The 20,913-nt window shown below is 64.4% G+C and carries 19 protein-coding genes; 9 read left to right on the plus strand and 10 right to left on the minus strand.

Going from position 1 to position 20,913, the window contains the following annotated elements:
- Positions 1-34: 34 nt before the first annotated feature.
- The 4 genes from KW832_RS17385 to KW832_RS17400 all read right to left on the minus strand — a co-directional run bounded on the left by KW832_RS17385 (position 35) and on the right by KW832_RS17400 (position 4,615).
- Positions 35-1,597, minus strand: coding sequence for a polyamine aminopropyltransferase (locus KW832_RS17385; RefSeq protein WP_218300787.1), 1,563 nt, complete (start codon positions 1,595-1,597; stop codon positions 35-37).
- 50 nt (positions 1,598-1,647) lie between these two features.
- A complete protein-coding gene (locus KW832_RS17390) occupies positions 1,648-1,869 on the minus strand; it encodes a DUF350 domain-containing protein (protein ID WP_055398038.1) in 222 nt (73 codons plus the stop codon).
- Between the two features lie 98 nt (positions 1,870-1,967).
- Entirely contained in the window at positions 1,968-3,458 is a 1,491-nt protein-coding gene (locus KW832_RS17395; protein ID WP_055398036.1) for a DUF4178 domain-containing protein, read from the minus strand.
- A gap of 104 nt (positions 3,459-3,562) precedes the next feature.
- Positions 3,563-4,615, minus strand: a complete 1,053-nt coding sequence (locus KW832_RS17400) for an SPFH domain-containing protein (RefSeq protein ID WP_055398033.1) — start codon at positions 4,613-4,615, stop codon at positions 3,563-3,565.
- Positions 4,616-4,894: 279 nt separating this feature from the next.
- Here KW832_RS17400 and KW832_RS17405 point away from each other — a divergent pair, with 279 nt between their 5' ends.
- The gene (locus tag KW832_RS17405) at positions 4,895-5,161 is read left to right on the plus strand and encodes a DUF2061 domain-containing protein (RefSeq protein ID WP_055398031.1); all 267 of its coding nucleotides are present in this window, start codon (positions 4,895-4,897) and stop codon (positions 5,159-5,161) included.
- 217 nt (positions 5,162-5,378) lie between these two features.
- On the opposite strand, the gene KW832_RS17410 is transcribed toward KW832_RS17405, so the two are convergent.
- Both KW832_RS17410 and KW832_RS17415 read right to left on the minus strand, forming a co-directional pair.
- Entirely contained in the window at positions 5,379-5,684 is a 306-nt protein-coding gene (locus KW832_RS17410) for a flagellar basal body protein (protein WP_055398029.1), read from the minus strand.
- Positions 5,685-5,751: 67 nt separating this feature from the next.
- The gene (locus tag KW832_RS17415; RefSeq protein ID WP_218300786.1) at positions 5,752-6,702 is read right to left on the minus strand and encodes a LysR family transcriptional regulator; all 951 of its coding nucleotides are present in this window, start codon (positions 6,700-6,702) and stop codon (positions 5,752-5,754) included.
- A 129-nt stretch (positions 6,703-6,831) separates the two neighbouring features.
- Here KW832_RS17415 and KW832_RS17420 point away from each other — a divergent pair, with 129 nt between their 5' ends.
- The 3 genes from KW832_RS17420 to KW832_RS17430 all read left to right on the plus strand — a co-directional run bounded on the left by KW832_RS17420 (position 6,832) and on the right by KW832_RS17430 (position 10,684).
- Positions 6,832-8,193, plus strand: coding sequence for an aspartate aminotransferase family protein (locus tag KW832_RS17420; protein ID WP_055398024.1), 1,362 nt, complete (start codon positions 6,832-6,834; stop codon positions 8,191-8,193).
- A gap of 139 nt (positions 8,194-8,332) precedes the next feature.
- Complete coding sequence (locus tag KW832_RS17425; protein ID WP_218300785.1) at positions 8,333-9,850, plus strand: CoA-acylating methylmalonate-semialdehyde dehydrogenase; 1,518 nt, start codon at positions 8,333-8,335, stop codon at positions 9,848-9,850.
- A gap of 165 nt (positions 9,851-10,015) precedes the next feature.
- Complete coding sequence (locus tag KW832_RS17430; protein WP_255577806.1) at positions 10,016-10,684, plus strand: phage tail protein; 669 nt, start codon at positions 10,016-10,018, stop codon at positions 10,682-10,684.
- A 314-nt stretch (positions 10,685-10,998) separates the two neighbouring features.
- Here KW832_RS17430 and KW832_RS17435 read toward each other — a convergent pair whose 3' ends face one another.
- A complete protein-coding gene (locus KW832_RS17435) occupies positions 10,999-11,487 on the minus strand; it encodes a GNAT family N-acetyltransferase (protein WP_218300784.1) in 489 nt (162 codons plus the stop codon).
- 109 nt (positions 11,488-11,596) lie between these two features.
- On the opposite strand from KW832_RS17435, the gene KW832_RS17440 reads away from it, so the two are divergent.
- From KW832_RS17440 to KW832_RS17460, 5 genes are all read left to right on the plus strand, one after another.
- Positions 11,597-11,896 (plus strand): hypothetical protein, encoded by a 300-nt coding sequence (locus tag KW832_RS17440; protein WP_218300783.1) that lies wholly within the window; start codon positions 11,597-11,599, stop codon positions 11,894-11,896.
- A gap of 471 nt (positions 11,897-12,367) precedes the next feature.
- Positions 12,368-14,710, plus strand: a complete 2,343-nt coding sequence (locus tag KW832_RS17445) for an NADP-dependent malic enzyme (RefSeq protein WP_121421673.1) — start codon at positions 12,368-12,370, stop codon at positions 14,708-14,710.
- 154 nt (positions 14,711-14,864) lie between these two features.
- Positions 14,865-15,272, plus strand: coding sequence for a ribonuclease domain-containing protein (locus KW832_RS17450; protein ID WP_055398013.1), 408 nt, complete (start codon positions 14,865-14,867; stop codon positions 15,270-15,272).
- Between the two features lie 140 nt (positions 15,273-15,412).
- Positions 15,413-15,838 carry a barstar family protein gene (locus tag KW832_RS17455; RefSeq protein ID WP_010464776.1) on the plus strand — a complete coding sequence of 142 codons (426 nt, stop codon included), beginning with the start codon at positions 15,413-15,415 and terminating at the stop codon, positions 15,836-15,838.
- Positions 15,817-16,029: a hypothetical protein gene (locus KW832_RS17460; protein ID WP_147433275.1), complete on the plus strand. Its 213-nt coding sequence runs from the start codon at positions 15,817-15,819 to the stop codon at positions 16,027-16,029. The genes KW832_RS17455 and KW832_RS17460 overlap by 22 nt, the downstream gene beginning before the upstream one ends.
- Positions 16,030-16,261: 232 nt before the next feature.
- On the opposite strand, the gene rsmA is transcribed toward KW832_RS17460, so the two are convergent.
- Genes rsmA through KW832_RS17475 form a run of 3 tightly spaced genes read right to left on the minus strand, consistent with a single transcriptional unit; the run spans position 16,262 to position 20,886 of the window.
- A complete protein-coding gene (gene rsmA / locus KW832_RS17465; protein ID WP_218300782.1) occupies positions 16,262-17,041 on the minus strand; it encodes a 16S rRNA (adenine(1518)-N(6)/adenine(1519)-N(6))-dimethyltransferase RsmA in 780 nt (259 codons plus the stop codon).
- Between the two features lie 30 nt (positions 17,042-17,071).
- Positions 17,072-18,487 carry a peptidylprolyl isomerase gene (locus tag KW832_RS17470; RefSeq protein ID WP_121508114.1) on the minus strand — a complete coding sequence of 472 codons (1,416 nt, stop codon included), beginning with the start codon at positions 18,485-18,487 and terminating at the stop codon, positions 17,072-17,074.
- Between the two features lie 26 nt (positions 18,488-18,513).
- Positions 18,514-20,886, minus strand: coding sequence for an LPS-assembly protein LptD (locus KW832_RS17475; protein WP_218300955.1), 2,373 nt, complete (start codon positions 20,884-20,886; stop codon positions 18,514-18,516).
- Positions 20,887-20,913: the final 27 nt, after the last annotated feature.

A 20,913-nucleotide genomic window follows, 5' to 3' on the forward strand; every position in this document is an offset into this window, starting at 1 on the left:
GGAAGACGCGAAGCGGCTCAGGGGGGTGTCCCATCTAGTGCTTTCCCCACTCGCGTTCGTACGTGTGCACCAGCGCCTGGTTCGACAGCCGGTTCACCTCGGCCGGCACGCGCGCCATGTCGAGCGGAAAGTCGAACAACAGCGGCAGCGTGTCGGCACCCAAGAACCGCAAATCGGCTGGCAGTGCCTCGGGCAGGCGCCAGGGCCTGCGGCTGGCGATGATGAAACCCCATTCGCCAAAGCTGGGCACATGCGCGTGGTAGGGCGCCGTCTGCAGGCCGATGGATTCGATGGTCTGCGCCACCGTCCAGTAGCTTTTGCGGGCCACCAGCGGGGAGGTGGTCTGCACCACCGCGTAGCCGCTGGCGGCCAGGCGCTTGTCCAGCAGCGCGTAAAAGCTGTTGGTGTAGAGCTTGCCGATGGAGAAATTGGTAGGGTCGGGAAAGTCCACCACGATGACATCAAAGGTGTCCGACCCATCCTGCAGCCAGCCAAATGCATCGGTGTTGACGATCTTCACCTTGGGGTTCTGCAGCGCGTGGCCGTTGAGCTGCGCAAGGCGTGGGTTCTCGCTGAAGATCTTCGTCATGGCCGGGTCCAGCTCCACCAGCGTCACGGATTCGACCGAGGGGTACTTGAGGATCTCGCGCACGGCCATGCCGTCGCCGCCGCCCAGCACCGCCACCTTCTTGGGCGCGCCGTGGGCGGCCATGGCGGGGTGCACCAGGGCCTCGTGATAGCGGTACTCGTCGGCCTGCGCAAACTGCAGGTTGCCATTGAGGTACAGCCGGTGGCCCGCGCGCCCCTGCGTGACCACGATGCGCTGGTAGGGCGACGCAGTGCTGAAGACGATGCGGTCCTGGTAGAACTTGTCTTCGGCCACGCTGGTGATCTGCTCGGCCCCCGCCAGCGCGGCCAGCAAGATGCCCAGCACCATCACGCAGGCTGCCAGGTGCGCCTTCAGGCGCCGCAACTCGTGCCGAAACAGCCACACCGCCCACAGCGCCACGGCCGCATTCATCACCCCAAACAGCAGCCCCGTGCGGATGAGCCCGAGGTGCGGCACCAAGAGCAGCGGAAACGCCATCGACACCGCCAGCGCGCCCAGGTAGTCAAACGTGAGCACCTGCGAGACCAGGTCCTTGAGCGCCACGTTGCGCTTCAAGATGCGCATCACCAGGGGGATCTCCAGCCCCACCAGCGTGCCCACCATCAACACCATGCCGTACAGCAGAAACCGGAAAGCGCCGGGCGTGTACGCATTGGCCAGGAACAGCGTGGCAGGCAAGGCTCCGCCAATCAGCGCCACCAGCAATTCGATGCGCAAGAAGTGCGCGGGCAGTTGCCGCTCGAAGTACCGCGACAGCCACGAGCCCACGCCCATGGCAAACAGGTAGGTGCCGATGATGGTGGAAAACTGCAGCACCGAATCGCCCAGCACATACGACGCCAGCGCGCCCGCAGCCAGCTCGTACAGCAGGCCGCAGGCGGCCACCACGAACACGCTGATGAGCAGGGCGATTTCGATGGGGCGGGGGCCGGCTGTGGCGCCCAGGGCCTCGGACGGCGAGGCAGGAGAAGTCAGGTCGGATTGCAAGGCAGGTACCGGCGCGCCGCAGGGGCGCGCGCCGTTTCAGGCAAGGTGCGTCAGTGAATGGCCGCCGCCACGATGATGCTGATCCCCAGGCACATCGCCGCCACCACCATGGCTAGGGCCTTGTTTTGTTTCTCGACGATCTCGCGCCACAGGTCGTAGGGCGTGATCTTGTCCACGATGACAAAACACAGCCAGAAAATGACCACGCCAATCAGCGCGTACAGCATGGACCCGAGGAAGGCTGCGGGCCGGAGCCATTCGATTCCCATCATGGTGTGAACTCCTTGAAACGGTGGTGTGTGGGTGGTGGTGGGGTGGTGAAGACGGGGCTCATGGATCTGTCTGCAGGCAGGCGCCTTGGAGCGCCCGCCTACTTGTGGCTTCCGCCGGACGAGTATCCGCCGAACGAGCCGCCCGAGCTGCGGTAGCCGCTGCCCGATGACCCCGAACAATTGCTCAGGATGATCAGCAGGATGATGATGATGATCGCAATCAGGATGATGGTGCCGCAGCCCAGGCCCGACTTGGCGGTGAAGGGGCCGGGGTCGTCGCGCTGCAGTACATCGGCCTTGTCTTCGAGCTTGAAGGCCTTGGCCACGGTGTCGCTGGCCAGCTTGTCACCGGCGGACCAGGTGACTTCGTTCGGCGTCTGCTCCAGCGACAGCAGGCCCTTGGCGCTCGCAAAGTCGCGGTTGCTGGTTTTCTGGCCCCGCGTGACCTGCCAGTAGAACTCGCCCAGCACGTAGGTGGTTTCAGCCTCGTAGGTGTACTTGAGCTCGTATTTGGTGCCCATGTAGGTGGCGGTGCGACCGTTGGAGGAGAGCTGCGGCGCGCCGGTGGTGGGGCGCACCATGCTCCAGCCTTCTTCGGAATCAACCAGGAAGGCAAACCCGCGCTTTTGGTTGTAGAGCAGGTATTCGCTCCAGCCAAAGTGCTCGTCGTCGCCCGGCTCCACGCCCATGCGGTGCTGAAAACCCACCACCTGCCAGTGCACACCCTGCAGCTGGCCCTTGCTGCCCAGCGGAATGAGGGGCTGCACGGGCTCGTCCTGCTCGGCCGAGCGCAGTTCGCCGCCCACGCCGCTATCGAGGCTGATGATGCTGGCGCAGGAACCGCAGGTGATGCTTTTGGTGCCCGCCAGCTTCACCTGCACGGGCGCGCCGCAGTGCGGGCAGTTGAACTGGCGGCCTTTTTCGTCCTTGGCGGATTCGTCCTTGAGGCCCTGGAGCTGCAGGTCTTCCAGCAGTACCGACTTGCCGCGCTCCACGTTGGGCGGGGTGTGGCCGTAGTCGATGCTGACCACTTCACCGTCGGCGCTGCGCAGCTCGACCATGCCGAAGGGCTGGCCCAGCGGGGGCAGCTTGGGCAGTTCGCCCTGGGCAGAGATCAGCGATGCCTGGCCGGTGTAGGCCACGCTGTAGGGCTTGCCGTTGATGGCGGTGGTGGTGCCGATGCGAAAGCGCTCGGGCGCTGGCATTTCGCGGCCGGGGTCGATGGGGCGCGTGAAGACGTAGGCACCGTTGTCCTCGCCCAGCGTGGCCAGGGTGCCGTCGTTCAGGAAGGCGGCCCATTCGGTCCAGACCCCTGCATCGCCTTTGTATTGCAGGCGACCCACCAGGGTGAAGGGCACATCCTTGCCGTCGAGCTGGATGCGCCCGCTGGCCATGAGCTGCAGGGGGCTGTGGTCGTCGAACAGCTCGGCCATCTTGCCCAGGCGCGTGAGCACGTCGCCGCTGCGCACGACGGTGCTCTGGCAGTAGCCGCAGACGGCGTGCGTGGACTGCGCGCTGCGGAATTCAACCGGCGCGCCGCAGCCCGGGCAGGGCGCGCGGTAGTAACGCTGTGTGGGGTCGGTGGCCATCGTGGGGCTGCTGCCTGCGCCGCGCTACACGGCTTTGAGGCCTTTTTGGCCTCTAGCGCTTATCCCTCCAGCGCAAACAGCTATATTTATGATAGCAACCGGGTTCAGACCAGCTTCTTGAGCAGCTCAGCCTTCTTGGCGTCGAACTCTTCCTGCGTGAGGATGCCCTTGGACTTGAGTTCGCCCAGCTTTTCCAGCGTTGCCATGACCTCTTCGGGCTTGACACCCACCGGGGTCGCAGCGGCCTGCGCTGCCGCAGCAGCAGCGGGAGCCACCGGGGTCTGCAGGCCCTGCTGCAGGTTTTGCGCCAGCACCTGGCCCAGCGCCACGCCCGCGCCGAGGCCCATCGCATCGCCCGCAATGCCGCCACCACCGCCACTGGCTTCGGCGAACTTGGGGATGGCCTGCGCCGTCTGGTACTGCATGAATTTGGCCATGTCGTTGCCCACCATGCCCATGCCGATCTTCTGGTCGAGGATCTTTTGCAGCTCTTCGGGCAGCGAGACGTTCTGCACCGTGAGAGATTCGATCAAGATGCCCAGCTTGGCAAAGATGGGCGCCAGTTCCTTGACCATCGCCTCCGCAAACATCACCTGGTTGGCCGCCAGGTCGAGGAACGGCAGGCCGCTTCCCGCAATGGCGTTGCTGATGTTCTGCAGCACCAGGCCGCGCAGCTGGCCTTCCAGGTCGGCCACGGGATACGACTCGCGCGTGCCCGAGATTTCGGTGTGGAACGCCTTGGGGTCGGCAATGCGGAAGGCGTAGTTGCCGAACGCGCGCAGGCGCACGGCGCCAAAGTCCTTGTCGCGGATCGTGATGGGCTGGGGCGTACCCCACTTCTGGTCGATCTGCTGGCGTGTGCTGAAGAAGTACACATCGCTCTTGAAGGGGGACTCGAAGAGCTTGTCCCAGTTCTTCAGGTACGTGAGCACCGGCAGCGTCTGCGTGGTGAGCTTGTAGGTGCCGGGGCCAAACACGTCGGCCACCTGGCCTTCGTTCACGAAGATGGCCATCTGCGACTCGCGCACCACCAGCGTGCCGCCGTTCTGGATTTCCATGCCCGCCATGGGGAAGCGCCAGGCCAGCGTGCCGTCCCCCTCTTCGGTCCATTGAATGATGTCAATGAACTGTTTCTTGATGAAGTCCATGAGGGCCATGTGTGCTCCCAAAGCAAAAGGGGGGTTGAAAAGAGCGGCCATCATAGCAACGGGGGCATGGCGCGGAGCGGCTTTTTTTGAGCCCCATCGGTGAACTGGTTCACGCGCTGAATCAGTTTGGTTGGCATGGCGCCGCCCGACCGGGATGCATGGCCGCTTGATAGTGGCTATCTCCGGCTTAGTGATGATCAATTAGCCAACGCTATTGAGAATTACTACCATTTCAACATCCCTGCACACCACCGCAGGCCCTGATGAAGAAGTGAAAAGGAGTCCGCCATGTCCCACATCCGCCGCGCTGCCCGCCAGAACAAAACCATGCTGATGAAAACTGGCAGCTACTACGTGATCCACATCTGCGTGGCCGCCCTGGTGGCCTATGCCGTCACGGGCAACCTGTGGGCCTCGCTCACGCTGAGCCTGCTGGAGCCCACGGTGCAGGCGGTCGCGTTCTTCTTCCATGAAAAGGCGTGGGACCGGGCTGCGCGGCGCGGCGCTGACGACGCCACACAGGCACCCAGCCCAGCCGCCTTGCAGGCCGTTTGAACCAACGTCTGAACCACCCGTACGAAGGAGCCCCCATGTACAGCATTCCCTTGCGCAGCCGCACCGCTACCGGCTTGGCCTTTCAACGCTGGCTCGTTCACCGGCTGGCCGGGCTGGCTGTAGCCAGCTGAGGTCGCCCGAGGCCACTCCAGCGCTGGCGCTGAAAACAACAATGCCCCGGCTGGCGGGGCATTGTGGGGAGCGCGGGAGAAACGACTCAGGCCTTTACGTCCAGCAGCGAACCCATCATTTCGTCTTGTGCCTTGATGGTCTGCAGATTGGCTTTGAAGGCGTAGGTGGCCGACATCTGCTCGACCGCCTCCTTCTCCAGCGCCACGCCCTCGGCCTCTTGCTGGCGCTGCACGGTGGCGCGCACGCCAGCGCTGTCGGCGGCCTCTTCCTGCGCCACCACCTGGCGGCGGTAGTTGGGGGTGTTCATGTTGGCCACGTTGTTGGCCGAGGCATCCAGCCGCAACTGCGCGGCCTGCAGGCCGGAACTGCCAATCGAAGAAATGGTTGCCATGGTGTGCCCCGCTCAAAAGCGCCAAAGAGTTGGCATTGTCTGCCTGCGCCGCGCTGCGGGCAAGTCATCAACCATGGGCCTCCAGTAGGCATTGTGCAAACGCCTGCGCCGCCCTCGGCGGTTGCGGCGACTTGCGCAGCACGCTCACAAACTGGCAGCGGTAGTGGAACTGCGCGGGCAGAACGGCCTGCATGAGCCCCTGGCGCTCGAAGCCTTCGGCGTAGTGGTCGGGCAGAAAACCCAGGTAGCGGCCTGAGAGGATTAGCGTGGCAATCGACTCCTGGTCGAACCCGGTGGCCTTGCGCGGCAGGCGGGTGCTGTGGCTCAGCTCCATGTTGGGCGAGTGGTAGCCCAGGCCCGCAAACTGGTAGGCGCGCAGGGATTCCCAGGTGAGCGCGGCATGGTCGGTGCCGTACAGCGGGTGGCGCGCACCGCAGTACAGCAACATCGTTTCGGCGAACAGGTCGGCATAGACCAGGCTTTGCGACGTGCGGTGCGCCGGGATGATGCCCACGTGGAAGCTGCCGTCGATCAGCCCGCGCTCGATGGCCGGGATGGACGCCACGTGCATCTGGAGGCTGACTTCGGGCGCTTGGCTGGCAAAGAGCGCAATCGCTTCGCCAATGTGCGCCGCCGGGTTGCTGGCCGTCTTGTCGAACACCGCCACCTCCAGCCGCCCGCCCATGCGGCGGTGGATGTCGTCGATGCTGCTGCGAAAGGCGTCCACGGCCGACAGCAGGCGCAGGGTCTCGTCGTACACGCGCTGCCCCTCGGCCGTGAGGGCAAAACCGGCCCGGCCCCGGCGGCACAAGGTGAGGCCCAGGCGGGTCTCCAGGTCCTTCATGTGGCGGCTGACGGTGCTGGTGCCAATGTTCAGCTCCAGCTCTGCGGCCGACATGCCGCCGCACTCGACCACGCTCTTGAAGACCTGCAAGAGGCGCAGGTCCATGTCGCTGAGCTGGCCCAGTACGGCGCGGTGTTTGGGGGAAGGGTGGGGTGGAGGTGTTTTTACTTGCATAAACCGTCAAGTAAACATTGATATTGGAGTATTGGAGAGATTAACAGGCAGCGCAACAATGCCCTACGTCAAGCCCCAGACCGCTGGGGTTGCCCGCCTTTTGTCGCCGCCTTTGCACTGGAGAACCCCATGAGCTTCGTCAACATCGAAAAACCCGCCGCTGGTGCCGAAGGCCCCCGCATGGACGCCGAATGGCTGGACGCGCACTGGATGCCCTACACGGCCAACCGCCAGTTCAAGGCCAACCCGCGCATGATCGTGGAGGGCAGCGGCGCCTACTACACCGACGCGGACGGTCGCAAGATTTTTGATGGCCTCTCGGGCCTGTGGTGTGCGGGCCTGGGCCATGGCCGTCGCGAGATCGCCGAGGCCATTGGCAAGCAGGCGATGAAGCTGGACTACGCGCCCGCCTTCCAGTTCGGCCACCCCCTGTCGTTCGAGCTGGCCAACCGGGTCAAGGAACTGACGCCTGCGGGCCTGGACTATGTGTTCTTCACCGGCTCGGGCTCCGAGTCGGCCGACACCTCGCTGAAGATGGCGCGCGCTTACTGGCGCAACAAGGGCCAGGCGAGCAAAACCCGCCTGATCGGCCGCGAAAAGGGCTACCACGGCGTGAACTTCGGCGGCATCTCGGTGGGCGGCATTGTTGCCAACCGCAAGATGTTCGGCCAGGGTATTGAAGCCGACCACCTGCCCCACACCCAGCCGCCCGCTGGCTCGTTCCACAAAGGCATGCCGCCCACCGGCAAAGAGCTGGCCGACCGCCTGCTGGACGTCATTGCGCTGCACGACGCATCGAACATTGCCGCCGTGATCGTGGAACCTTTCTCGGGCTCGGCCGGCGTGGTGATCCCGCCCGTGGGCTACCTGCAGCGCCTGCGCGAGATCTGCACGCAGAACAACATCCTGCTGATTTTTGATGAAGTGATCAGCGGCTTTGGCCGCAGCGGCGCCTGGACCGGGGCCGAAGCCTTTGGCGTGACGCCCGACATCCTGAACTTTGCCAAGCAGGTAACCAACGGCGCGCAACCGCTGGGCGGCGTGGTGGCCACCAAGGAGATCTACGACACCTTCATGGCGGCGGGCGGCCCGGAGTACATGCTGGAGTTCGCGCACGGCTACACGTACTCGGCCCACCCTGTGGCCTGCGCGGCGGGCATTGCGGCGCTCGACATCCTGCAGAAGGAAGACATGATCGGCCGCGTGAACGCGCTGGCGCCGTACTTCGAGCAAGCCGTTCACAGCTTGAAGGGCGCCAAGCATGTGGCTGACATCCGCAACTTTGGGCTGGCTGCTGGCTTCACCATTGCCGCGCTGCCGGGCGAGCCGGCCCGCCGCCCCTATGAAATTGCGATGAACTGCTGGAAGAAGGGCTTTTACGTGCGCTACGGTGGCGACACCATCCAGCTGGCGCCGCCCTTCATCAGCGAGAAGGCCGAAATCGACCGCCTGATCAACGCACTGGGCGATGCCCTGGCTGAAACGGCGTGATGACACACCCCCGGCCCTTGCATGGCGGCCGCTGGCCTGGCGCGCGCCGTTTCATCCGCCAGCGGGAATACTCCTGATTCAATAGCTGCTAGCGCTTTCTAGATAAGCGCTAGCGGCACTTTTTACCCATATTTTTGCCATGAACCACGACAAGAACGTCACCACCACCGTCGGCCACCTGATCGACGGCAAGATCGTTGCGGACACGGCGCGCACGCAGCCGGTGTTCAACCCCGCCACGGGCCAGTCGACCACCTGCGTGGCGCTGGCCAGCAAGGCTACTGTGGAGGCCGCCATTGCTTCAGCCGAAGCCGCCTTCCCCGCCTGGCGCAACACGCCGCCCCTGAAGCGCGCCCGCGTGATGAGCAAGCTGAAAGTCCTGCTCGAAGAAAACGCCGACAAGATTGCCGCCCTGATCACCGCCGAACACGGCAAGGTGCTGGCCGATGCACACGGTGAGCTGCAGCGTGGCATTGAAAACGTCGAATACGCCAGCTACGCGCCCGAGCTGCTCAAGGGCGAGCACAGCCGCAACGTGGGCCCCAGCATCGACTCGTGGAGTGAGTTCCAGGCGCTGGGCGTCACCGCAGGCATCACGCCCTTCAACTTCCCGGCGATGGTGCCGCTGTGGATGTGGCCCATGGCCGTGGCGTGTGGCAACACCTTTGTGCTCAAGCCTTCGGAGCGCGATCCCTCCTCCACGCTGTTCATCGCCCAGCTGGCGCTGGAAGCGGGCCTGCCGCCCGGCGTGCTCAACGTCGTCAACGGCGACAAGCTGGCCGTGGACACTCTGCTGCAGGACCCGCGCGTGAAGGCCGTGAGCTTTGTCGGCTCCACCCCCATTGCCGAGTACATCTACGCCGAAGGCTGCAAGCACGGCAAGCGCGTGCAGGCCCTGGGCGGCGCCAAGAACCACGCCGTGCTCATGCCCGACGCGGATGTGGACAACGCCGTGAGCGCCCTGATGGGCGCGGCCTACGGATCGTGCGGCGAGCGCTGCATGGCCATCCCGCTGCTGGTGGCCGTGGGCGACGAAGTGGGCGACGCCGTGATCGCGGGCCTGAAGACCGAGATCGCCAAGATGAAGGTCGGCCCAGGCACCGACAACAGCAACGACATGGGCCCGCTGGTCACGAAGCCGCACTTCGAGAAGGTGAAGGGCTATGTCGACCAGGGCGTGGCAGAGGGTGCCACGCTGGTGGTCGATGGCCGCGGCGTGAAGGTTGCGGGCCATGAGGAAGGCTACTTCCTGGGCGCGTGCCTGTTCGACAACGTCAAGCCCGGCATGAAGATCTACCAGGAAGAGATCTTCGGCCCCGTGCTCGGTGTGGTGCGCGTGAAGACGCTGCAGGAAGCCATGCAGCTCATCAACGACCACGAATACGGCAACGGCACCTGCATCTTCACGCGCGACGGCGAGGCCGCCCGCTACTTCACCGACCACATCCAGGTGGGCATGGTGGGCGTGAACGTGCCCCTGCCCGTGCCGGTGGCTTACCACTCGTTCGGCGGCTGGAAGCGTTCGTTGTTTGGCGACCTGCACGCCTACGGCCCCGACGCCGTGCGCTTCTACACCAAGCGCAAGACCATCACCCAGCGCTGGCCCAGCGCCGGTGTGCGCGAGGGCGCGGTGTTTAGCTTTCCGAGCAGCCGATAGAGCGCAGCGCACGCTCAGGGCCTGTTCAAAGTCCCTCCGAGGGGGTGACGGGTCCGGGACGTGCGTTCGCGTGTGTCAAATGCCTCTTGCAGCATATTCGTTGACCGCTCCCGTGTTGCCGTCATAGTATTCCTGAGCCTATCACTCACTAATGGAGGAGAACTCATGGACGCATTTATGGGGATGATCATGCCGGTCGGTTTCAACTACGCGCCGCGCGGCTGGGCGTTCTGCAACGGACAGACGGTTCCTATTCAGCAAAACTCAGCCATGTTCGCCTTGCTGGGAACCACGTACGGGGGGGATGGCGTGAACACCTTCGGCCTGCCGGATTTGCGGGGCAGGGTCCCCGTCGGATCACAAGCCGCTGGACCAGGATTGACCCCCATTGCACAAGGCGAGAAGGCGGGTACCAACAACAACACTGTGATTGGCACGGGCTCGGCGACGGTGACACTCAATGCCTCGAATCTGCCACCGCACACGCACCCGGCCACCTTCGACCCCGCAGGGCTCACGGGCACAACGCATTTGCAGGCGTCCACGGGCACCACGGGCACCAGCACGACTCCCGCCAATGGCTCTTTCCTCAGCGCATCGCCGAGTGGCCCGAGCAGCGCGTCCATCTACTCACCGACCGCAACGGGTCCTGTCAACCTGGGCGGCGTCAGCACCGCCATTGGTGGCACAGGCGCGGTGACGGTGGGCGCCAATACCGGCGGCCAGCCGTTGGCCGCCCCCGTGACGACCACAGCCATGGTGTCCAACATGCAGCCGTATCTGGGCCTCAACTACATCATTTGCATGGAAGGCATCTTCCCATCGCGCAACTGAGATCGTTGGACGGTCTTGCACAAGCAGTGCGGCCTTCGCTGCGAGCCGCGGGCGACGTGGACTGCTATGCGGCTGTCGCATAGCTACGCTGGGGCACCTGGTCTGGGGCATGGATTGTCTGCAGCCAGGTGGCCAGCAAGCGCCGCAGCTTGTTCTGCAGCCCCCGGCACAGCGATCTACTTGCCGTGTGTCCCCATTGTCGATGCAGGAACCGCCCCACGGATGGCCTTGCCTGCAAGCGCTACACGGTCAGGCACATTTCATTTCCCCCGTCGAAGATGGCTTCAACAACGGAGCGATTGCGCTGGCAGGTCTCACTGCGAAGCGCTTCTCCAGATCATCTGCACGAAAAGATCGTCTTCGGTCACGGAAGTGAATCCGCATTTTTGATACAGACACTGCGCTGGACCGTTGTATCGCCCTACCGCCAGACACAGTGGCAGGCCCTGCGCTGCTGCATGGCGCTGCAGCGCAGCCAACGCAGCCATTGCGGCGCCGCTGCGGCGAGCTGGCGGTGCAATGGCGATATCCACCAGACGCAATTGTTCGGGTGAGGCGTCTACCACCATGCGCCCTATTGGGTGGCCGGAACGCAGCAGTACCAACTGGCGGGCCAAGGGGAACTGGTGGCGGTAGCCGGTCTCCTGTGCATTGAACTGCATGGCTATCAACTGCTGGAGCAGCGGGAGGTTGGGGATGGCCTGCCGGAGGTCATCGCGGGTAGACAGATAGAGTTCCAGCAGAAAAGGCTGATCGTCGTCGGCCCTCTCACGCAGGGCGAATGGTTCAGATAGCAAATACACAGTGGATTCTCGGCTGTAGGATGTTGAGCTGGGTCATGGATACCAGCCCATTCTGGCGACTCAATGGCCTGTATCCAACCCTTTTGTGATCCCCCAACACACGCCATCGATGAGCACCACTTTTGAATCCGTCAACACCCTGGTGGGCAGTCCCTTCGTCGCACTGACAGAGCATGGCCCAGTGGAGCTGGTTTTGGTAGAAGCTACCGAACGGGCGCGCGGCCATTTGCCAGAGCAATTTCGGACACCGTTCACACTGCTATTTCATGGACCAGATGTTCCAAGGCTTTCTCAGGCAACGTACACCCTGAGCCACCCGCAACTGGGAAGCGTGCAGTGGATGCTGGTGCCCAGCATGCCGGATACGCGCTCGCCGGACATCGCCCGCTATGAGGCGCTGTTTGGCTAACAGCTTGCCCCATGGGAAGCACCGCTAACGATAGCGCCCGCTTCGATCTGTTGCCCGCTGGAGCTGGAAACGAACTGGAAACCGTCGATGACAGAAGGACCGCTGCAGTCCATTTCAGCGGTCTTTTTTCCGTATCTCGGCCATGGACTGCGCTGACCGCAAAAACAGCCCTGGCTGGGAACGATTGTGGTGAAGCCTACGGTTTCGCAGTTCGAAGCCCAGGCTGGACGGGCTCGAAGCTGAGCTCCAGACCACTTCGGCAGCGGTTGCATAAAGGTTGCACTTCGCGCTGGAGCGATCCGCCGCATTCCAACCCAGACGGCAAAGCTGAATTTCCCATGTAAGCAGATTCGCTTACTAGGGTTTTTACCGAACGCGGCCTACAATCGCCCACCCTTACGAAAGCTGACAACCTGCGCCGGACCTGCTTGAACCGGCGTGGCATTGACACCCCAAGCTGGAGACAATTGAATGCCCGAAAACACCACGGCCCAGAACAACAACGATTCCGACAAGCGCGCCCAGTTGCGCCGTGCCGCTCTCGAGTACCACGAGTTTCCCAAGCCCGGCAAGATCGCCATTGCCGCCACCAAGCAGATGGTCAACCAGCATGACCTGGCGCTGGCCTACTCGCCCGGTGTGGCCGCACCTTGCGAAGAAATCGTCAAGGACCCGGCCAATGCCTTCCGCTACACCTCGCGCGGCAACCTGGTGGCCGTCATCACCAACGGCACTGCCGTGCTGGGCCTGGGCGACATCGGCGCGCTGGCCTCCAAGCCTGTGATGGAAGGCAAGGGCGTCCTGTTCAAGAAATTCGCCGGCGTGGATGTGTTCGACATCGAGATCGACGAAAAAGACCCCCAGAAGCTGGTGGAAGTGATCGCCGCGCTGGAGCCGACCTTCGGCGCCATCAACCTCGAAGACATCAAGGCCCCCGACTGCTTCTACGTGGAGCGTGAGTTGCGCAAGCGCATGAAGATCCCGGTCTTCCACGACGACCAGCACGGCACGGCCATCACGGTGGCAGCAGCCATCGTGAATGCGCTGAAGGTGGCGGGCAAGAAGATCGAGGAGGTGAAGCTGGTCACCAGCGGCGCGGGTGCAGCGGCGCTGGCCTGCCTGAACCTGTTGCTCAAGGTGGGTGTGCAGCGCAAGAATGTGTTTGTCACCGACCTGGCTGGCGTGGTCTACGAGGGCCGCGAAGAGCTGATGGACGACGACAAGCGCCAGTTCATGCAAAAGACCGACGCGCGCAAGCTGGCCGAGGTGATGGTGGGCGCGGACGTGTTCCTGGGCCTGTCGGCGGGCAACGTGCTCAAGCCCGAGATGGTGGCCACCATGGCCGAGCGCCCGGTGATCTTCGCGCTGGCCAACCCCAACCCCGAAATCACGCCCGAGCTGGCGCACAGCGTGCGCAGCGACATCATCATGGCCACGGGGCGTTCGGACTACCCGAACCAGGTCAACAACGTCCTGTGCTTCCCGTACATCTTCCGCGGCGCGCTGGACTGCGGCGCCACCACCATCACCGATGAGATGGAGATTGCCGCCGTCCACGCGATTGCCGAGCTGGCCCAGGCCGAGCAGAGCGAAGTGGTGGCCGCAGCCTATGTGGGCGAGAAGCTGTCGTTCGGCCCCGAATACCTGATTCCCAAGCCGTTCGACCCGCGCCTGATGATGAAGATTGCGCCGGCCGTGGCCCAGGCCGCCATGGACAGCGGCGTAGCCCAGCGCCCCATCGCCGACATGGACGCGTACCGCGACCGGCTGCAGACCTTTGTCTACGCCTCCGGCACGACGATGAAACCCATCTTCGACGCAGCACGCACCGCCGCCAAAAAGCGCGTGGCCTACGCCGAGGGTGAGGAAGAACGCGTTTTGCGCGCCGCGCAGATCGTGGTGGACGAAAAGGTGGCCCGCCCGACGCTGATCGGCCGCCCCGCCATCATTGCCCAGCGCATCGAAAAGTTTGGCCTGCGCCTGAAGGAAGGCGTGGACTACGACGTGGTCAACACCGACTTCGACCACCGCTACCGCGACTTCTGGCAGACCTACCACCGCATGACCGAGCGCAAGGGCATCACCCAGCAGGTCGCCAAGATCGAAATGCGCCGGCGCCTCACGCTCATCGGCGCCATGATGCTGCACAAGGGCGAGGTGGACGGCCTGATCTGCGGCACCTGGGGCACCACGGCCAACCACCTGCTCTACATCGACCAGGTGATCGGCAAACACGCGGGCGGCGCCGACAGCACGGCGCAGGATGTGCCGGTATACGCCTGCATGAACGGCCTCATGCTGCCCGGCCGCCAGGTGTTCCTGGTGGACACCCACGTCAACTACGACCCGACACCCCAGGAGCTGGCCGAGATCACCGCCCTGGCTGCTGAGGAAATGATGCGCTTTGGCGTCAAGCCCAAGGCCGCGCTGCTGTCTCACTCCAACTTCGGCACCAGCAACCACCCCAGCGCCGTCAAAATGCGCCAGACGCTCGAACTGCTGCGCCAGCAAGCCCCCTGGCTGGAAGTGGACGGTGAAATGCATGGCGACGTGGCGCTGGACGGCAAGGCCCGTGCGGCCCTCATGCCCAGCAGCGAACTCACGGGTGACGCCAACCTGCTGGTGTTCCCCAACATCGACGCCGCCAACATCGCCTACAACCTGCTCAAGACCGCCGCAGGCGGCGGCATCGCCATCGGCCCCGTGCTGCTGGGCGCGGCCAAGCCGGTCCACATCCTGACGCCCAGCGCCACCGTGCGCCGCATTGTGAACATGACAGCACTTACCGTGGCCGATGCCAACGTGTCAAGATAAGCCAAAAATTGATAGCAAGCGCTAACTTAAAGAGCTTGTTTTTCCCTTCAGCGTCTGCCCAATCTTTGTGCAGACGCTTGCTTTTTGGGGGCCGTTGAGCGACACTAGCGGCTCGAAATTTCGGGTTAACCCGTAGTTTCTGAAAGGTTCGTTGATGCTGAAGGCTGTAGCCACCCGGGCGCGCAAAGCAGGGTTTTTGTGTGTTTTGGGTGTTGCGTTCGTGTTGTCCCCGGTAGCGGGGCATGCCCGGAACTCCCCGTCCACCGACGGCTCCATCCCCCCTATCGCATTGGCCGAGTTGCCGCCCCAAGGGCGGGCGACGTATGCGCTGATCCGTGAAGGAGGGCCCTTTCCGTATGACAAGGACGGAACAGTTTTTGGCAATCGCGAGCGGCTGTTGCCCGCCCACAAGCGGGGCTACTACCGTGAGTACACCGTCAGAACACCAGGATCGCGCAACCGGGGAGCCCGGCGCATTGTGTGTGGCGGCAAGCCCCGGGTTCCGGACGCCTGCTACTACACCAGCGATCACTACGCCAGTTTTCGCGAGATCGTCGAGTGACCCCCGTTGCGCTGCACGCAGGCCAGAGATACGCTGGCAGCGGTAAGCGCGCCCCCTTGAATCCCCCACCCGCAGGCTGCATCCCGCAGCCCTGCGAAATGCCAGAAGTTTGTGGACTTTAAAAAGAAAGAGTAGCGGAGATGCAGACGCCACTTCGTAAAGACCTGGAAACGCCACTGCGTGGCGTGCGCACCAACATCGTGCAGTCCATTCGCGCTTTCCGCGTGCAGGACCTGCAGGATGCGGCCACCTCCATGGGTCACCATTTCTTGTACGCCAACCTGGCCCACGCACAGTCCAAGCAGGATGTGCTGGACCTGATTGCCGGGCAATTCACCTTCCCGTCGCACTTCGGCAAGAACTTTGATGCGTTGTACGACTGCATGACAGATCCCTTGCATAAATCGGGCCCGCAGCCTGGTTTCATCGTGGTGCTGGAGCAGATCCCCGCCACGGGCAAGTTCGACAAGGAAGCGCGTGAACAACTGCTCGATATCTTCCGCGACGCCGCCGACTACTGGGGCGACCGCAAGATACCGTTCCGGTGTTTCTATTCTTTTCTGTAGCCCGTTCTGCATCCACCAGCCAAGCAGAACGGGCGAACGAGGCTACCGGCACCCAACAAGGTGTCGAGGGCATTGAAATCGGCACGGATTCCGCCGAAAAAATGCCGACCGACAAGCTTGTCGATGTCTCCCCGATGGCGCTGCGCATGAGCAGCCCTTTCAACGCGGGTTACTGGCTGAGCGCGGCGTAACTCGGTATATCCCCCTGAGCGGCTACGCCGCTTCCCCCTTCTCTCGGCTTCGCCGGGAAGGGGGACGACACCAGCGCGGCGGGGCGGCCCTTGCGCGGTGTCACTGGCCTGGGCCGTGACAGTTGCCAGGGTCGTGGCGAAATGAGGGGCCGAAGCTGTAGGCGCGACACCATCGCATCTACGGCAAAAATGGCGCCTTGCGCGCGCCCATCAAGCGCCAACAGCTATCAATTCAAGAGCAAACCTGCGCCAGCGCCACGTATTCGGCCACGGGCACTTCCTCGGCGCGGCGCTGGGTGTCGAAGGTGCCGGCGAACTGGCGCGCTTCGAGCCAGCGGCCCAGGGTGTGGCGCAGCAGCTTGCGGCGCTGGCTGAAGGCGACCTGCACCAGTTCTTCCAGCAGGGGCACCGACAAAGGTGCGGGCTCTGCGTGCGGCACCATGCGCACGACGGCGCTGTCCACGCGTGGGGGGGGGTCGAAGCTCTCAGGCGGCACGAACAGCACGTTTTCCATGGCGTAGCGCCACTGCAGCATGACTGACAGGCGCCCATAGTCGCTGGTGGCGGGCTTGGCCACCATGCGATCGATCACTTCCTTTTGCAGCATGAAGTGCTGGTCTTCAATCACCTGCACATGGTCCAGCAAGTGGAACAGGATGGGCGTGGAGATGTTGTAGGGCAGGTTGCCCACCACGCGCAGCTTAAGGCCGGGCAACGCGGCTTTCTCGCGCATGGCCAGTGCCAGCGCGGTGAAGTCCACCTTGAGCACGTCGGACTCGATCACTTCCAGCTGGCCGTGCAGCCGCAGGCGCAAGGCCAGATCGCGGTCCAGCTCGATGACCGTGAGGCGCCCCAGGCGCTCGACCAAGGGCTGGGTCAGCGCCGCGAGGCCCGGCCCGATCTCAACCATGGGCTGGCCCGGCTGGGGTGCAATGGCCTGCACGATATCTTCGATGATGCCCTTGTCGGACAGAAAATGCTGCCCGAAGCGCTTGCGGGGGATGTGTTTCAACGCGTGCTTACCTGTCTGATCATCGATCGGTCACTGCGGTGGGTCGCGGTATTCGACATACGCGCGTCCGCGCAGCTCCTGCGCCCAGGTGGCGTAGGCCTCGTCCAGTTTCTTCTCGCGCACGGTGTCGCGCGCCATGTCGCGCTGCTCGCGCTGGGTGAGCTTGGCCTCGCGGCGCTCCAGCAGCTGGATCAGGTGCACGCCGAAACGCGAAACCACGGGTTCGCTGATGTCGCCGGGCTTGAGGGCGTTCAGGGCCTGCTCGAACTCAGGCACATAGCGGCCGGGGGTGGCCCAGCCCAGGTCGCCACCTTCCTTGGAGCTACCGTCCTGCGAGTGCTCACGGGCCAGTGCCGCAAAATCGGCCTGCCCCATCTGCACACGGCGACGGTAGTCGGCCAGGCGAGCGGCGGCGGCGCTTTCGGAAAGTTGCGGCCCCGTGCGCAGCAGGATGTGGCGGGCATGGTTTTGCACCACCGTGGTGGGCACGCCAGCCGTGACTCGCTCGATCACCTTGAGCACGTGGAAGCCCGCTGGCGAGCGCACGGGCCCGACGATGCTGCCCACAGGCAGGCCCAGCGTGGAGTTCACAAACAGCTCGGGATACCGGTCGGCCGGGCGCATGCCCAGCTGGCCGCCCGCACGCTGCCCCTCGGGCGCGTCCGAAAACTCGCGGGCCACGGCCGCAAAGTCTTCCCCCGCGCGTACCTTGTCGGCCGCGCGCTGGGCGCGTGCCTGGCGCTCGGCCACCTGCACGGGGCTCGCGTTCTCGGGCACCAGCACCAGCACATGGCCCAGGTTGATCTCCATCGAAGCGACGTCGTTGCCCTTTTGCTGCTCGCGCAGGTACTGGTCGATGTCCAGGTCGGTGACTTTCACGCGCGCCTCCACCTCGCGCTCGCGCAGGCGCTGCAGCAGCAACTGGTTGCGCAATTCCTCGCGGAAGCGCTCCTTGCCCATGCCGTCCCGCGCCAGGCGGCGGTAGAGGTCATCGACCGACATGTTGTTCTGGCGGGCCACGCCCTGTTCGGCCTGCGACACGGCGTAGTCATCCACCTTGAGGCCCGATTCCTTGGCTTGCTGCAGCTGTGCGCGCTCCAGGATGATGCGCTCCAGCACCTCGCGCGCCAGCAGCTCCCGGGGCGGCATGGCACCCCCTTGCTGGGCCAGCTGGGCTTCGGCGCGGGCCAGGCGCGCGCGGACCTCGTTGTTGGTCACGGGCTCGGAATTGACCACGGCGACAATGAAGTCCGCCTGCCGGGGTGCCGAGCTGCTGCTACCACTCGCCGTTTCTGCAGGCAGCGTGATCGATGGTGCGGCCGCCGGGCGCGCCGTCAGCCCTTTGCCCGACGGTGCGCCGGAAGGGCGCAGCCCTTGGGCCAGGGCGCCCTGGGAGAGCAGGGAAGCCAGGGTGGCAATGGCCAGTGCAATGACACGGTGATTCATGGCGTTAAGCGTAGGAGCGTTGGGCGTTAGTCGTAGTTGCTGAAACGGCTGGGCGTTGTGACCTGCTCGCGCAGGTTCTGGTAACGCGGCACATTCTGCTTGAAGGTGTCCAGGGGGCTGGAGCCCAGGCTCAGGCGCGAGAAGCCGACGAACTCGATCTGGAACAGCAGGCGGGTGTTGGAGGTGGTCACGCTGCTTTGCAGGCGCTCCAGCACCACACGGCCAATCCAGCAGCAGCTGTCGTACTCCAGGCCGACCACGGTGTCCACCAGCTTGCGGTCCTGCAGGCTGTAGTTCAGGCGGCCTACGCTGTACCAGCGCCCGCCGCCCTGGCCACGGCCTGCGCCCAGGTCTTTGCCCTTGTCGCCCCACAGGTCGTTGAGCGGCCACTGCCAGCCGATGTCGATCTGCTCACTGGTGCCACGCTGCAGGCGGTAGGCCGCGCTCACGGTGCGGTAATTGCCGGGGCTGTAGCGCGCGCCGATGGTCGAGCGGATGGAGCGCCCCGTCTTGGGGTTGTACTGCACGGTGGAGTCAAAGCCCCACTGGGGCGTCCAGCTGATACCCGCGCCCAACAACAGGTCCGACAGGCGCTCGCTCACGGGGGTACCGCCGGGCAAGGTGACCTTCTGGTCCGAGAACCGCAGCCGCTGGGCAATGCCAAAGCGTGCGGCCTCGGCGCCCGTGTTCGGGTCCAGCAGCCGGGTGGTCACGCCCAAGGTGAGCAGGTTGTTGTCGGCCAGCCGGTCGTTACCCCCGAAAGCGTTCTCGGTATAGATGGTGGCGAAGTTGAAATCATTGGCCGCCGTGTCGTACACGGGCAGCATGCTCTGGTCACGGTAAGGCGTGTAGGTGTAGAACGCGCGCGGCTCCAGCGTCTGCAAAAAGGCGCGGCCAAAGTAAGCGGCATCGCGTTCGAACACCAGCCCGCTGTCCAGGCTGAAGGTGGGCAGGGTGCGGTTGGCTGAACGCTGCCCGTTGGACAGCGCCGAGTCAAACTGGTACTGCGTGGCGTGCAATTGCAGGCGCGGGGTCACGAAGCCACCGGGCGCCAGAAACGGACGGCTGATCTGCGCCATCGCATAGCTGCGGTTGGCATTGGGCTGGCCTGTCAGCTCGCGGGCGGCCTGGAAGCGGGTGGTGTCCAGCTCCACGCTGGCATCGAGCCCGCCACCCAGCTGCGACGGTGCATAGCGCCACTGCAACTGGGGCAGCCGGTCATACGGCGGCACGATGGGCGAGGTCACGTCCTGCAAGGTCTGCCACTTGAGGGTGCGCACACTGGCGGACATGTCATTGCGCGCCCACGACAGCGTGGCGTCGCCCGGCAGCAGGCGCTGGCGCAGCAGGTCGGAAGCCCGGCCAAAGTCGCGCCAGTAGTTGTCGTCGCTCACGCGGTTGACGTTCAGATTGAGCCCCAGCCCGCCCATCGGCGTGTCAAAGCCGCCCTGGTGCTGGCCCGAAAAACTCCAGCGCATGCGGTCGCGCAGGCGGTCGGTGGGCATCACATCGGCGCTGATCTGGCCGGTGTAGCTGGGCTCCAGGTAACGGAATTCGCCGCCCAGGTTGGCGCCGCGCTTGGTCATGAGTGCCGCGCGCAGCGTGGCGTCGCGGTTGGGTGCGATGTTCCAGTAGTAGGGCTGGATGTACGCCACCCCGTCGCGGCTGTCCAGCCCGATGGTGGGCGGCAGCAAGCCGGACTTGCGCTTGTCCGACAGCGGGAAGGTGATGTACGGAATGGGCAGCACAGAGACGCCCTTGAACTCCAGCACCGCGTCTTCGGCGGTGCCGACCTCTTCCTCGTTGTCGATGCGAATGGTGGCGGCGCGCAGCACCCAGTCGGGCTGCCAGCTTTCTTCATTGCCGCGCTCGCAGGTGGTGTAGGTGGCGTTGTGCACCACGGCACGGTCGCGGTCGATGAAATCCACGCGCGTGGCGTCGCCGTGCGCCTGGGTGGCCAAAAATTGGTAGCGGGCGTCGCTGAAGAATCCCTCAAAGGCATCCACCCGCAGCTCCAGCGCCGTGCCTTCGTACACGTTGCCCGCGCGGTTGATGCGCACCTTGCCGTTGGCCTTGGCCAGGTCTTCGGGCACGTTGTAGTCCAGGCGGTCGGCACGGATCACGGTGTCGCCCCGGCGCAATTCGGCATTGCCTTCGATGACGGCGTTCAGGTCGGTCTGGCCGCTGATCCGGTCCCCCGTCACAAAAACGGGGAGCTGGGGCCGGACCGCCTCGGGAATCTTTTCCTGAAGCAGGGGCGAGGTGCGCAGCGCAGGGGGTGCATCCCAGGCGCTGGCAGGCGGGGCGGCGTCAGACGCCTGCGCCAGCACGGAGAGCGGCAGACCGCACCAGGCCAGCGCCACGCCATAAGCCAGGGCCCGGGGTACGGGAGCGCGCAGCCGCTCGGGCTTCGCCTTGGCGGGCCG

The organism is Acidovorax sp. sif0632, from assembly GCF_019218805.1.
GTDB lineage: Bacteria > Pseudomonadota > Gammaproteobacteria > Burkholderiales > Burkholderiaceae_C > Acidovorax > Acidovorax facilis.